The organism is Limosilactobacillus panis DSM 6035, assembly GCF_001435935.1.
GTDB classification, from domain to species: domain Bacteria; phylum Bacillota; class Bacilli; order Lactobacillales; family Lactobacillaceae; genus Limosilactobacillus; species Limosilactobacillus panis.
On sequence record NZ_AZGM01000140.1, the window covers coordinates 54,079 to 68,352 of the forward strand.

Here is a 14,274-nt window from a genome sequence, read left to right on the forward strand (position 1 = left end):
CGACATCCTCCTCTTGATCATTTAGTTGGGACGGTTATCAAGAACTTAAACCGTCCTTCTGTCATATTGATTTCTTGTGCCTGGTACTTTAATGCCCGCTTCTCACTGTACTTGTTCAGATCCAGTAAAACGGTCTTCTTTTGGGCATTGATCTTTACCCAGTCCGGAATATTGTAATTCTTGGCAATATAGCCCATCACAAACTTGATGGGGATATTAAGCCGCCCGACCGAAAGGCCCTTGGCCCGCAAAAGGACATTACCATCGCTTTGCCTAACCGGAACGAAGTTAATGGCAAAGCGAATCTTAGCACCAAGGAACTTGGTATCACCCGTCAAAGTGGCGTACTGTTTACCAACCAGGAAGCTGTACTTAATCTTCTGTCCCTTCAAGAACCGGTTAAGGTAGTTAGCCGCTAGGGCGTTGACCTGGTGGCGATTCAACTCAATGGTGACTGACGTATCACTGGGTTTAACCAGCTTGCTAACTGCGGGACTGGGCGCCGGCGCCGTGGCCCGGTGGATTACCGTCCCGGTCGCCACTATAATTACCAGAACGAGGACGATAAACGCCCACTTCCACCAGTTGATTGATTTCGTTTTCGTATCCTTTTTCATTCGCTATTTTACCTCTTTACGTATTCCCAACTATTGTGGTCCTTCATTGATTTAAATAGACGGTTGGCCATCTGCTGATAACCACGATGGTTCGGGTGAAAGTTATCTTCCGTTGAGATGTATTCGTTTAAGTTATGGTCGCGGTTCCGCATAATGTTGACCAGCCGGGTCTGGGAAACCTTTCCCTGGTTAGCCTGTTTTTCCTGCTGGATCAACTGCTGACGCTGGTCTGGTGTCTTGTATTGTCCCCATGACATGAGGTGGTTAATATTTACAAAATACATCTTGTGGTAGTTTCCCATCACCTTTTGGGTTGTTTGGTTCCACTTCACGATTGAATCGTTAATCACATCCACGTCCGGAAAGTAGGTGTAAACGGGATTATAAATACTCATAATAAACACCGGTGCATGGGGATTCTGTTTTCGAACTGCCGTGAGTAACTGGTTGAGATGCCGGACATAAACCTTCTTTGCCTGGTCAACATCCTTGTCAACCGTCTTGGGGGAGTTCATGATATTGGCCTCAAGGTCTTGCATCAGGTCGTTACCACCCACCGTCATCGTGATTACATCTGCCTTCCTGAGGTTCGCCCGCATCTTAGGTTGGGAGTTAAGGCGGGCCAGGATTTGGTCAGACCGGTCACCACTAACACCGTAGTTCTTCGTGCTTACCGTCGTTTTACGGTAGTGGTGTTCAATCTTATGCTTGATGATGCTAACGTAGCCGCCCTTCTTTTTCTCATCCCCTTGTCCATGGGTCAAAGAATCACCAACTGCCACTAGATGGACACGCTTTTTTTCAACATAGCGTGGCTGGGCAGTCGTCTTCGTCACGGCTGATGACTGACGATGATTCTGCCAGACACCGCCAGCGACCACCGCTAAAACTAGGATTACGGCAATTATCCACCATCGTTTTCGCACTTGCTCGTTCCTCCTTAATAATAAGAGGCTGGGAAAACAGTGTTTTCTCCGGCCTCAAATAGCTTTCAATTCTGTTGACACAAGCAGTGGGCACTGAGCTAAAAAGCTTTATCCCTATTCAGTGTAGTAAAGCAAACAACATGCACCCATTCCAGTATGCGTAGCAATGATCGGCACCGTTTCCCGGACCGTAATCTTTTGGTCAGGGTAGATCTTTTCTACGCCGCTCATCAGACGTTCAACTTCTTTGTTACCTTCAACGTGGGAGATTCCCACCTTGACCGGCTTTGGTCCATCGGCCATTTCCTTTAAGATCCGGTCCCATTCCTTATGAATTGCCTTTGTTCCGCGGCCCTTCATAATAATGTGGATCTGACCACCAGCAACTTGGAGCATCACCTTGATGTTGAGGAGACTGGAAAGGGCACCAGCGAACTTGCTAATTCTGCCACCGGCAACCAGGTTATCAAGGTTATCGATTGCCAGGTAAAGTTTCGACTTGGCAAGGACATCCTTCATCTTAGCAACCGCATCATCAACACTACCGCCAGCTTCAAGGACTTTTGCGGCCTCAACAATTTGAAAGGCCATCCCCTGGTCAGTAGTTTGGGAGTCGTAGACCGTCACCTTCGTCTTTGACATTGTTGCCGCTTGTTCGGCAGCGTGAACAGTCCCACTGATTGATTCCATCATGGTAACACAGAGAACCTCACTACCGTCTTCTCCAAGCTTATCAAAGGCGTCAACAAATTTACCAATCGGTGGCTGGGACGTCTTTGGTAAAGACTTAGCATTTTTCATCAGCTGCGGAAACTCATCATTACTGATGGTTTCACGCTCGACATAAATTGTCCCATCAATCATAACCGTAAGTGGTACGATAGTAATGTTATACTTTTTAATGTCTTCTTCTGTCAAACCGGCGGAAGAATCACAAACTATTTTTACTTTAGACATGGAAAAATCCACTCCCTCTTGACAATTATCGGTGGTTTATTTTAATCTAGTTTTGATAACTAGATGTATTCGTTCATAAGAACATTATAGTCAATAAACGTAATTTTTAAATACCTATTGGTGATTTTTATAGTCTTAGTATACCAAAAAGCCTTAAATAATGCATTTATCAGCCCGAAAGGAGTCTTGCCCAGTGAGTAAGCAACACATTGATAAGAAAACACTATTAATTGAAATCGGTAACGCCATTAGCCACGGGATTGGTACCGGTCTGGCAATTGCTGGTCTGGTCTTCCTCATAATTCGGGCCGTCCATAGTGGGAGTGCCATGAAGGTGGTTACCTTTACAATCTATGGCAGCATTCTCGTCTTATTCTACCTCTCGTCAACCCTGTTTCACGCCCTTGTCTTCACCCGGGCCCGGCACGTCTTTCAGATATTTGACCACTGTATGATCTATGTCCTGATTGCCGGAACTTACACCCCCTACTGCCTTGTTAGCATCAAGGGATGGCTAGGCTGGACAATGTTTGGTGTCATTTGGGGGTTAGCCGTCATTGGGATCGTCTATAAAAGTATCTGGCTTAAACACAAGAGTGCCCTCTCGACTTTAGTTTATATCCTGATGGGATGGCTTTGCATCTTTGCCTTCTTCCCCCTCTGGAATGCCCTCGGACCGGTGGGCTTTGGCCTCTTGCTTGCTGGGGGGATCACCTTTACAATTGGTGCCCTCCTGTATAGCCGGCCAACTGCTTACACCCACCTCATCTGGCACTTCTTTGTCCTGGTTGGGACGGGGCTGATGTATTTTTCAATTCTCTTTTACGTTTAATTGCCACTCTTCAAACCAGCAAACTGGCTGACCATCCTTGGTCACCGTTTGGCGGTCCTGCAAATGCCACTGGTCATAGTTGACCGGTGGCATTTTTGTATCCCCTTCGTAATGACCATTGATAATGGTACGGTGAAGCACCGTTACCAACGACATAAGTTCGGTAAAGAGGCGGCCGCCACCAATGATATCAACCACTGGGGCCGAATTTTCTTTAATCCATTTTTTCAAATCTGCCAGGTTTTGAAAGGAAACGACCCGTTTATCTTTAATCTCACGGTGGGTCAGAACAATGTTTTGCCGACCGGGAAGGGGACGGCCAATTGAATCAAAGGTCCGCCGCCCCATCACTACCGGGTGGTCAGCCGTGACCCGTTTAAAATGCTGCATATCGGCCTTGACGTGCCATGGGAGAGAACCATCTTTGCCAATCCAACCGTCCAAATCCTCTGCCCAAACATAGGTAATTTTCTTCATTTCTTTTCACCTCAGACAGCAACTGGCGCCTTGATTGCGGGCTCGTGAGTGTAGCCATCAAGCTTAATATCCGTCATTTCGTACTGATCAATAGGCTTAGCCTCAGCTGGCAAAATCAACTTTGGAGCCGGGTGGGGAGTCCTTTGCAGCTGCTCTCTTACTTGGTCAAGGTGGTTAAGATAGATGTGGGCATCCCCCAACGTATGAACAAAGTCACCGACCTCAAGACCACACTGGTGGGCAATCATGTGGGTAAGGAGGGCGTAACTAGCAATGTTGAATGGAACCCCTAAGAAGATATCCGCACTTCGTTGGTAGAGTTGGCAGCTAAGTTTCCCATCATTAACGTAGAACTGGAACATTGTATGGCACGGTGGGAGGGCCATTGACGGCACATCCTCAGGATTCCATGCCGACACAATCATCCGCCGTGAATTTGGCGTTGTCTTAATCTGGTGAATAACGTTGGCAATCTGGTCAATGGTTTCACCCTTACTAGTCTTCCATGCTCGCCACTGACTACCATAGACTAGACCAAGATCACCATACTTCTTGGCAAATTCGTCATCATCAAGAACCCGTTGGCAAAACTTCTTTTTTTCAGCTAGGTACTGTTTCTTAAATTCGGGGTCCTTCAGCCAGCGGTGACCAAAATCCGTCATATCAGGTCCATGATATTCATCACTTTCCACCCACTTCTTAAATGCCCATTCATCCCAGATATTGTTGTGGTGCTGAAGTAGGAAGCGGATGTTGGTGTCGCCGCGTAAGAACCACAAAAGTTCACTCTTAATCAGGCCAAAGGGAACTTTCTTCGTTGTCAGGATTGGGAAGCCCTTGGAAAGGTCAAACCGCATTTGGTAACCAAATACTGACCTAGTCCCTGTCCCAGTCCGGTCAGACTTTTCGTGTCCCTTTTCCAAAACGTACCGGGCAAGGTTCAGGTACTGCTGTTCATTCTGATTTTCTGCCACCGTTAATTCCTCCTATAATTAGTCAACATAGTTACTCAAGTATTCCCAGCGTTCCGTCTTCTGATCAATCTGCTTTTGAACCTCATTAACCTTTTTCTGTAGTTCTGCTAGTTTAGGGTAGTCGTTGGCATTAGCGGCCATTTCCTGTTCTAACTTATCATGCTGCTGACTGAGCTTATCAAGGTCCTGGTTAATTTGGTCCCACTCGATTTTTTCTGCATACGTCAACTTGGTCTTCTTTTGAGAAGATTCCTTTGTTGGAGCGGGCTTACTTTCTTTTTTAACCGGCTTCTTCTCTGTTTGCTGACGTTCATGATCTGCCTGCTTTTCCTTCAGGTAGTCTGTAAACCGACCGGTATAGCGCTGGATATCGCCATTACCGTGGAAAATCAGGAGGTCATCGGCGATCTTATCCAGGAAGTAACGGTCATGGGAAACCGTAATCACCGTCCCGGCGAAACTATCGAGGTAGTCCTCTAAAACCGTCAGTGTACTAATATCAAGGTCGTTTGTTGGTTCGTCCAGGAGTAAAACATTTGGCTGCTGCATCAAGATCTTTAACAGGTACAAGCGGCGTTTCTCCCCACCAGAGAGTTTCCGGATTAGCGTCCCGTGCATAAAGCGGGGAAATAGGAAGCGTTCCAATAGCTGGGTAACGCTGAGCTTATTGCCATCCTTATCGGTTACGCTCTCCGCAACTTCTGATAGGAAGCTGATCATCCGCTTGCTGTCATCGATTCCCTCTGTTTGCTGTGTGTAGTAGCCAAACTTGACCGTTTCCCCAATCTTCAAGACCCCACTGTCCAGGGGAACACGCTGGGCAATCACGTTTAACAGGCTGGTCTTCCCAGCGCCGTTTTCGCCGGTAATTCCAATCCGGTCGCCAGCCTGAACAAGCCAGTCAAAGTCTTGCAAGATCTGATGGTTTCCCAACTTTAGGTTAGCATCTTTAAACTTAATCACGTCCTTGCCTAGCCGCTGGGAACCAAGGTTAATTGAGATATCCTCATCTGTTTTGAGGTTCCCTACCTTATTTTCCAGCTGGTGGAAACGGTTGATCCGTCCCTTCTGCTTGGTCGACCGGGCCTTAGCACCCGTTCTCATCCAGGCTAACTCCTTCTTGTAGAGTTGCTGATTCTTCTGTTCAGTCTCCTTTGCAAGTGCCAGCCGGGCCGCCTTCTTGGCCACGAAATCCTGATAGTTACCATCGTATTGGTATAACTTACCAAAGGACAATTCCCAGATATAGTTTGTTACCTGGTCCAAAAAATAACGGTCATGGGTTACTACCAGGACAGCGCCCTTATAACTGGCCAGGAAGTCCTGGAGCCAGATAACCGAGTCAAGGTCCAGGTGGTTAGTCGGTTCGTCCAAAAGTAAGAGGTCCGGTTGCTGGATCAGTACTTGGGCAAGGCCCACCCGTTTGCGTTGGCCACCTGACAAGTCAGCAATTTTCTGGCTGGTGTCCTTGATCTTTAGCTGGGTAAGGATGGTCTTGATACGGCTATCCGCCTCCCAGGCGTCCTCTTGATCCATCCGGTTCTGCATTTTATTGTAACGATCAACGGCTTGGGGGTCTTCAGGGTGGGCACTAAACTTGTTTAACGCTTCCTCATACTGGCGAACTGTCTTAAAAATCGTCTGATCACCGGCAAAGACCGCTTCCATGATTGTCTTGCTTTCGTCCAGTTGGGGTTGCTGCTTTAGGTACCCAATTGTGTAGTCATTTGGAGTCGTAATCTGGCCGCTTTCTGGGCTGACATCCCCAGCAATCACGTTAAGTAAGCTGGTTTTCCCGCTGCCGTTAACCCCAATTAAACCGATTCGGTCATTTTCGTTAATAATAAAGTCAATATGGTCAAACGGTACCTTTTCACCATAGGTACTGGTCAGGCCTTCTGCTTTCATTGTCTGCATCTAATTAACCCTTCTTATTCTTTTTAAATCTCTTGTGCCCGTTTGATGAGCGTTTCTTTATCGTTCGGTAGTTTCCCTTCAACGACTGACCGTGTGACCTGGTTCAGAACCTTACCAAGTTGGGGGCCAGGTTTTATTCCAGCCTCCTTAATCAGGGTCTGACCATTAATGGCCAGGTCACGCGCATCCTTAATTGGAAGACGCTGATACTTTTCCTTAGCGTCAGGCCATGGCAACTGCCAGTTAAAGACGCCTGCAACCCGGTTAGCATCGGCAAAGGCCTCCCACCCTGCCTTGTACAGCATCCAGGCACTCACCTGCCGCCAACGAAGAGCTTCAATTAGGGGCAAAATCTTCTTTACCTGCCGAATGGTATCATTAGCGGTCTTCCAGGACTTAAGAAAGGTGGTCAGAGCCGCAAAGTTGGTTAGATCCAGGATGTAGGTAACCAGGGCCCAAACCTGGTTGATGTTCTTCATCCCCGCAAACGTCCGGTTTAGTCCCCCCAACTTATCTGCCGAATCGGCAAGGCCTGGACAGTACCTGTAGAGGCCAGACTTTAAGAAATAGTTCAGGCCAGCGGCCGGCTTTTGACCAAGGAACATCTTTTCAAATTCAACTTGAATTCGCTCTACAGCAATCTTTTGCAGTAGGGAAGCATTTTCCTTAATTCCCCGCAAAGTTGGCCCATCAATTTTGAAATCCAATTGGCTAGCAAAGCGAACCGCCCGCATCATCCGGAGAGCATCTTCGTGGAAGCGTTCTTCTGGGTCCCCTACGGCCCGGATAACGTGCCGTTTCAGATCCTTAATACCGTCAAAGAGGTCAACTACTTCCCCGTTTTCTTTCAGGGCCAGGGCGTTAATCGTAAAGTCACGCCGCTTCAGGTCCTCTTCAAGTGAACGAACAAAGGTAACGTGATCAGGGCGCCGGTAGTCTTGGTAACCTGATTCCGTCCGGAAGGTGGTCGTCTCGTAACCTGTTCCGTGGTCCAGAATCATGACCGTCCCGTGCTCAATTCCCGTATCAACGGTCCGGTCAAAAATCTGTTTAATTTCGCTTGGGTAGGCGCTAGTTGCGATATCAATATCGTGAATGGGGTCGCCTAAAATCGTATCACGAACACAGCCGCCCACAAAGTAGGCTTCGTATCCCGCTGCTTCAATTTTTTGTAAAACAGGGCGCGCCGGTTCAAAAATCGGTGGTAGTTGTTCAATCTTCATTCAATCAAATCCTTACATCCATTTTATGAAATAATCAGTATAAATTATAGCAAAAGACCTTTAGCCATGTGAACGTTTCTGTTTCTTTTTTAGCGATTGTTTTTTATAATGTAGTTAAAGTAAATTATTGCTTACAAGGAGGAATTTCATGGATTACCCTTATCAAACCAGGTTCCACCAGTTTTTATGCCATCAGAAATTGGCCCCCTTAACCATTAAGACCTACGATACAACGATTACCAACCTCTTCGACTATCTCCTGGCTAACCGACCCGAGTTTGCTAAGCACCCGGTCCTGGCTAACCTCACCGAGACGGATGTCCGTGCCTACCTGTCCTTCTTACGGACGGACCGCCAAATTACCATGACCACCTTTAACAAGATTCTATCCCAGCTGAACCGTTACTTCCGCTACCTCTTCACCCACCAGCTGATTAACAGCTACCCGACACTGACCTTGCACGGCCACGCGGTCACCCCCAACCAGCAGGTTTCTACCAAGTGGCTTGCCAAGCTGCCCGATATCTTGGCCGACGAGCACGTACACTATTACACCCGCCTGGCCCTCTTACTGAGCAAGTGTGGCTTTACCGTGGGGGAATTTTTAGCACCGGGCTTTTACCAGGTCTGGGATAAGCTCACCCTGTCCGGGCCAGGTGAAGAAGAGTTTCGCCAGGCTTTCAATGTCTTCATTCGTCCCCAACAGGACCTGCAAAACAGTCGTGACCTCTTCTTGAAGCAGCGCTTCGCCCCAGTAAATCCCCAACTAAGCAACGCTGCCCTGCATAAGTTTCTCAAGAAGGATGAGCAGTACTTAGGCTTTAGTCTGGCCCCCAAGTACCTCCACCAGAGTTATATCCTGCTTTTTCTTGCCCACCACCGGCAGTTAAGCGACCGTGATTTGGAGGATGCCCTCAAGCTTGACCCGGCCTCCTTGCTCTATTACCAACGCCTCTTACTCCATGCCAACCAATAAAGTTATAAAAAGCCACCGAACCAATTGAGGCCGGTGGCTTTTACTATTCATCAAAATTCTTCATATTCATCCAGCAGGTCCTGCATCTCTGTATCGGTCGGTTCAAGCGCCAAGTAATGGTGCAGGGCAGCTAGTAGTTTATCTCGCTGGCCAGTTTCGTGGTAAAAGTCAATACTTTCCCGCAAGAAGGCTGAATTGTCGCCATAGGTTTCACTGGCGGCCTGGTAGTACTTACCAGCAAGGTCAAACTTCTCCAACCTTTGATAAGAACGCGCCAGGTTCCAATAAATTTGCGGGTCAACCTCATCCTCCTTTACCAGGGGTAAAAGAAGGTCAACGTTTTTCTGGTCATCATGCTGGTGAAGGAGAAAATTACTGAGCTGGAGGGTAATTGTTAGGTTATCAGGTGCCAGGGAGTGGGCCTTATCAAGGTACTTTTGCATCAGCTTACTATTGCCCAAGTGACTAACAATTTCGGCTGCTTGGGCAAATAGCCGCTCATTATACTGGTCAACACTCAGTCCCTCCTGGACGGTCTTAAGAGCCTGAGAATACTTGTTTTGGGCCGCAAACGCTTGTGCCAGCGCTGGGTAGGCAGAGGCATACTGGTTATCGTCTTTAATTACTGCTTCCAAGCTCTTAATGGCATCGTCGTATTGCTTGAGGTGTAACTGGGTAAGTCCGGTTTGGAAACGCAGGTCGTTAGTCTGGTACTCTGGCTTCACCTGTTTCAAGTAGCCTAGGGCCTGCTTAAACTGACCACTCTGGGCATAGCACATCCCCAGCCGACCGGCAATGTCAACCTTGGCGAACTCGGTATAGCCATGTTTAATCAGGTCAAAGTAGTAAGCAATTGCCTCGTCAAAACGACTGACTAAAAAGTAAAACTCCGCCAGGGCGAACTCCACTGCCGGCTCGTCCGGAGCAATTGAATACGCTTCTTTCAACTTTTGCTCCGTAACTTCAAACTCTTCTTCGGTCTGATAAAGATCGGCCGCCACCAGCAGGGACTCCAGATATGCCGGTGAATCGGGCTTAACCTGGGCCAGGTAGGAAAGAACCTCATCATTATGGCCCTCATCAATTGCGATAGTCGCAAGGTTGGTGCGCAACTGGTCCTCATCAGGGTAACGCTGTAAAAGCGTTAGGTAGACCCGCCGCGCCTGCCGCAAAAAGCCCAGGCCGTATAGTTCTTCTCCCAGGCTAAAGAGCATGTCATCATCGTCATTTGCCAGTGCCTGCCGAAATGACGCCTTGGCAGTAGTTAACTGCCCTGCTTGAATCTCTTCTAACATTTTTTCTGAATAAGTCATCTATTATCGAGTCTCCTCATCGAATTATCCTGGGTTCTACTATAGCATAGATCAAGTTTGACGGTGGTAATTTAAGCCGGGAAAATAAAGAGACCCCCAGCATTCGCTAATTGAATACTAAGAGTCTCTTTGGATTTAGGAACATGGAAGTTCCATGCTCCCCCACTTGATCTGTTAATTACTTAACAGCATCCTTTAAAGCCTTACCAGGCTTGAATGCTGGTACCTTGCTTGCAGGAATTTGGATTTCTTGTCCAGTTTGTGGGTTACGGCCCTTCCGTGCGGCACGTTGACGAACTTCAAAGTTACCGAAGCCGATCAGTTGAACCTTTTCCCCCTTGGCCAGTGATGCTTGAATTGAACTGAAGACAGCGTCTACAGCAGCAGTAGCATCCTTCTTGGTCAAGCCAGTAGCAGCAGCAACGTTGCTTACTAATTCTGCTTTGTTTGCCATGTGTTTTCACCTCCCACAATTAGTGCAAGTTAATTACACTAACTCACAATGTTAATTTTGAGTGGTCCAAAATTAACGAAATAATTACGAGGAGTTCGTATCATTTCAATGTTAAGATTAGCATAGTGAAACCCTACTGGCAAGCGGTTTTGCCAACTTTCCAGGTCAATTTTAATATTTTTTAGGGTTTTATTATTGCCGCTGTCGCTTGATGAGGTGAAGCGGTGTCCCCGTAAAGTCAAAAGCCTGTCGAATCTGGTTTTCAAGGTAGCGCTCGTAAGAGAAATGCATCAGTTCCGGGTCGTTCACAAAAACAACAAAGGTCGGTGGAGCAGTCGCCACCTGAGTAGCATAGAAGATCCGCAACCGTTTACCATTTTGCGTCGGTGTCGGGTTAGCCGCAATGGCGTCCATAATCACGTTGTTAAGGACTGAGGACTTGATCCGCCGCTCGTGGTGGGCGTGAACATCCTTGATGAGGGCAGGGAGTTTATTTAAGCGCTGTTTAGTTTTAGCGGAAACAAAGATAATGGGCGCATAGCTCAGGTACTGGAATTCATTTCGAATTAGGTTTGTGAAATCGGTCATTGTCCGGTGGTCCCGATTTTCAATCGTATCCCACTTATTTACAACAATGATGACCCCGCAGCCAGCCTCGTGCGCGTATCCCGCAATATGCTTGTCAATTTCGCGGATTCCTTCTTCAGCGTTTAGGACCACCAGGACCACATCACTATCGTCAATTGCCCGCATTGCCCGCATCAAGGCATAGCGTTCAGTATTTTCGTAAATTTTACCCTTCTTACGGATCCCCGCCGTGTCAATCATGGTAAATTCCTGACCATCGGCAGACTGGAAACGGGTGTTGATAGCGTCCCGGGTCGTCCCCGCAACGTTCGACACAATCACCCGGTTTTCACCCAGGATGGCATTAACCATTGAGGACTTCCCCACGTTCGGCCGGCCAATCAAGCTGAAACGGATACTGTTGTCCGCATCGTTGGCTACATTTTCGGGAAAACTGCTAATTACCGCGTCCAGGAGGTCCCCAAGGCCAACACCATGGATACTAGATACCGGATAGGGTTCGCCGAGGCCAAGCGCGTAAAAGTCATAAATATCGCTCCGCCGCTCCGGATTATCAACCTTATTTACGGCCAAAACGACCGGCTTATTAGAACGGTAAAGGATCCGGGCAACTTGTTCGTCAGCATCCGTAACCCCGCTCTCGATATCCACGACAAAGATAATAACATCTGCCTCGTTAATCGCAATTTCGGCCTGCTGACGAATTTGGGTTAGCAGCGGCTGGTCAGATAGTTCGATTCCCCCCGTATCAATCATGTTAAAGTGCTTACCAAGCCATTCACCATGAGCATAGATCCGGTCACGGGTAACCCCTGGAGTATCCTCAACAATGGAGATTCGCTGGCCGGCAATCCGGTTGAAAAGGGTTGATTTACCAACGTTGGGCCGCCCAACCACCGCAACTACAGGATTAGACATTATTTCACCTTCCTTCAAAGAATAAAAAGGAAGTAACCACAAAAGTGCCACTTCCTCCTTAAAATATTTAGTATTTTCAGAAATTACTTACGTAAGTTCTTTAATTGGTCACCAATCAAGTCACCCATGGAGAAGCCACTTTCTTCTTCAGGAGCGTTGTTCATTGCAGACCGGTTGTTGTTCCGACGAGAACGACGACGGCCACGGTAGTTTTCACCATTGCCGTTTTCTTCACCCTTTGGACGTTCCTCCAAAGCCTTCATGGATAAGCCTAAACGTTGACGTTCAGGGTCAACATTTAATACCTTAACCTTAACTTCTTGACCAGGCTTCAGAACATCAGCTGGGGTAGCAATGTGCTTGTGGGAGATTTGGGAAATGTGAACCAAACCTTCAACACCAGGGAAGACTTCAACAAAGGCACCGAAGCTCGTCAGGCGCTTAACAGTTCCTGTTAATACAGAGCCAGCTGGGGCCTCTTCTTCGATGTCATCCCATGGTCCAGGAAGAGTCTGCTTGATGGACAGGGAAATCCGTTCACGGTCAGGGTCAACGTTTAATACCTTAACCTTGACATCTTGACCAGCGGACAATACATCAGAAGGCTTGTCAACGTGTTCGTAAGAAATTTCGGAAACGTGAACCAGCCCATCAACGCCGCCAAGGTCAACAAAGGCACCGAAGTTAGTCATCCGGGCAACCTTACCTTCAATAACGTCACCTGGTTGCAGTTCAGCAAAAATCTTTTGGGCAGCCTTTTCGTGCTCTGCCTTAACGATTTCACGGTGAGACAAGATCAGGCGGTTTTCACTTGGTTCGATTTCGATAATCTTGAATTCAAGTTCTTGACCCTTGAATTGGTTAAGATCTTCAACGTAGTGATCAGTGATCATTGAAGCAGGAACGAAACCACGTACTCCAGCATCAACGACTAAACCACCCTTAACTGCTTGGGTAACCTTTGCAGTGATGGTTTCACCATCGTCGAACTTCTTTTGGATGTCATCCCATACCTTACGGGCTTCAAGACGACGTTGAGAAAGTAAGTAACTACCATTTTCCTTATCGTTACCAATCTTGGAGATGACAACTAAGTCTAATTCGTCACCTACTTTAACTGCATCATTGATGTCTTCAACTGGCTTGGTTGATAATTCCTTAGCAGGGACGACACCTTCAACCCCTGCGTCTTTAATACCAACGATAGCTTGGCGATCATCATCGATTGCCAATACTTCACCCTTAACAACATCGCCCACCTTGACGGTTTCAATGCTGTCGAGCGCTTTTAACATATCGTTCTTGTTTTCGTTGTTTTCAGCCATTAAAAAAAATCCTCCTTGCAACAATCAACTCTGAACACTATTCTACTAGAAAAGTTCCCGCTTTTCCAGTGTTTACGATAATTCATTGAGAGTTTTTTTGATAATATCACTAATTTTGTCAACGACTTCGTCAATCGTTAACTTTGTCGTGTCCAAGCGGATTGCGTCCGGGGCCTGAACAAGGGGGGAAACCTTCCGGGAAGAGTCCTTTTGGTCACGGAGTTCAATTTCGTGTTGTAACTCCGCCAAGGAAGCCGTTGCAATCCCCTTCTCCTTGTTCTCAACGTAACGCCGCCGTGCCCGTTCGTGAGCCGTTGCGACCATAAAGATCTTCACGGGAGCATTGGGTAAAACGGTAGAACCAATATCCCGGCCATCCATCACGATTCCCCCTGTCTGGGCAATCTGCCGCTGTTGGTTCGTCATTTCTTGGCGGACTGCCGGAATCGCGGCAACCGCGGAAACGTTATTATCAATTTCACCCTGACGGATTGCTGTGGTAACCTCTTCACCATTGAGGAAAACCCGTTGCTCCGGGTCGCCCGGCTTAAACGAAATCTTGACTTGGCGGGCTAAATCGGCGATCTGTTTGGTCCCATCCATTGCGATTCCCTGCTGCAGGGCGGCAAGAGTTACAACCCGGTACATGGCACCGGTATCACAATAAACGTAATTAAAACGTTTAGCAACCAACTTAGCAACCGTACTCTTCCCCGCAGAAGCCGGTCCATCGATTGCAACTTGAATTCCATTCTGCATATTTATTATTCACTCCTC

Annotated in this window: 14 protein-coding genes; 2 read left to right on the forward strand and 12 right to left on the reverse strand. The window is 47.5% G+C overall.

The annotated features are described in order from the left end of the window. Positions 1-17 precede the first annotated feature (17 nt). The 3 genes from FD32_RS08775 to FD32_RS08785 form a co-directional block, all read right to left on the reverse strand. Entirely contained in the window at positions 18-617 is a 600-nt protein-coding gene (locus tag FD32_RS08775; RefSeq protein ID WP_047770072.1) for a YpmS family protein, read from the reverse strand. A gap of 8 nt (positions 618-625) precedes the next feature. Next, positions 626-1,543: an SGNH/GDSL hydrolase family protein gene (locus FD32_RS08780; RefSeq protein WP_047770070.1), complete on the reverse strand. Its 918-nt coding sequence runs from the start codon at positions 1,541-1,543 to the stop codon at positions 626-628. A gap of 114 nt (positions 1,544-1,657) precedes the next feature. Then, positions 1,658-2,500 carry a DegV family protein gene (locus FD32_RS08785; RefSeq protein WP_047770068.1) on the reverse strand — a complete coding sequence of 281 codons (843 nt, stop codon included), beginning with the start codon at positions 2,498-2,500 and terminating at the stop codon, positions 1,658-1,660. A gap of 160 nt (positions 2,501-2,660) precedes the next feature. On the opposite strand from FD32_RS08785, the gene trhA reads away from it, so the two are divergent. Beyond that, the gene (gene trhA / locus FD32_RS08790) at positions 2,661-3,332 is read left to right on the forward strand and encodes a PAQR family membrane homeostasis protein TrhA (RefSeq protein ID WP_047770066.1); all 672 of its coding nucleotides are present in this window, start codon (positions 2,661-2,663) and stop codon (positions 3,330-3,332) included. On the opposite strand, the gene FD32_RS08795 is transcribed toward trhA, so the two are convergent. From FD32_RS08795 to FD32_RS08810, 4 genes are read right to left on the reverse strand one after another with little or no spacing between them, the layout of a single operon-like run. Next, positions 3,312-3,809, reverse strand: coding sequence for a dihydrofolate reductase (locus FD32_RS08795; protein WP_047770064.1), 498 nt, complete (start codon positions 3,807-3,809; stop codon positions 3,312-3,314). The two genes, trhA and FD32_RS08795, sit on opposite strands and share 21 nt — an antisense overlap. 11 nt (positions 3,810-3,820) lie before the next feature. Next, positions 3,821-4,783, reverse strand: a complete 963-nt coding sequence (locus tag FD32_RS08800) for a thymidylate synthase (protein ID WP_047770062.1) — start codon at positions 4,781-4,783, stop codon at positions 3,821-3,823. Between the two features lie 18 nt (positions 4,784-4,801). Beyond that, entirely contained in the window at positions 4,802-6,700 is a 1,899-nt protein-coding gene (locus tag FD32_RS08805) for an ABC-F family ATP-binding cassette domain-containing protein (RefSeq protein ID WP_047770060.1), read from the reverse strand. A 23-nt stretch (positions 6,701-6,723) separates the two neighbouring features. Next, entirely contained in the window at positions 6,724-7,923 is a 1,200-nt protein-coding gene (locus FD32_RS08810; protein ID WP_047770058.1) for a CCA tRNA nucleotidyltransferase, read from the reverse strand. A gap of 148 nt (positions 7,924-8,071) precedes the next feature. On the opposite strand from FD32_RS08810, the gene FD32_RS08815 reads away from it, so the two are divergent. Beyond that, positions 8,072-8,899, forward strand: a complete 828-nt coding sequence (locus FD32_RS08815; RefSeq protein WP_047770056.1) for a phage integrase N-terminal SAM-like domain-containing protein — start codon at positions 8,072-8,074, stop codon at positions 8,897-8,899. Between the two features lie 50 nt (positions 8,900-8,949). Here FD32_RS08815 and FD32_RS08820 read toward each other — a convergent pair whose 3' ends face one another. From FD32_RS08820 to cmk, 5 genes are all read right to left on the reverse strand, one after another. Beyond that, positions 8,950-10,212, reverse strand: coding sequence for a tetratricopeptide repeat protein (locus FD32_RS08820; protein ID WP_047770054.1), 1,263 nt, complete (start codon positions 10,210-10,212; stop codon positions 8,950-8,952). Positions 10,213-10,390: 178 nt separating this feature from the next. Then, positions 10,391-10,666, reverse strand: coding sequence for an HU family DNA-binding protein (locus tag FD32_RS08825; protein ID WP_047770053.1), 276 nt, complete (start codon positions 10,664-10,666; stop codon positions 10,391-10,393). 192 nt (positions 10,667-10,858) lie between these two features. Then, positions 10,859-12,172, reverse strand: coding sequence for a ribosome biogenesis GTPase Der (gene der / locus FD32_RS08830; RefSeq protein WP_047770051.1), 1,314 nt, complete (start codon positions 12,170-12,172; stop codon positions 10,859-10,861). A gap of 83 nt (positions 12,173-12,255) precedes the next feature. Next, entirely contained in the window at positions 12,256-13,497 is a 1,242-nt protein-coding gene (rpsA, locus tag FD32_RS08835; RefSeq protein ID WP_047770049.1) for a 30S ribosomal protein S1, read from the reverse strand. Between the two features lie 72 nt (positions 13,498-13,569). After that, on the reverse strand, positions 13,570-14,256 hold the full coding sequence (gene cmk / locus FD32_RS08840; RefSeq protein ID WP_047770041.1) for a (d)CMP kinase: 687 nt from the start codon (positions 14,254-14,256) through the stop codon (positions 13,570-13,572). Positions 14,257-14,274: the final 18 nt, after the last annotated feature.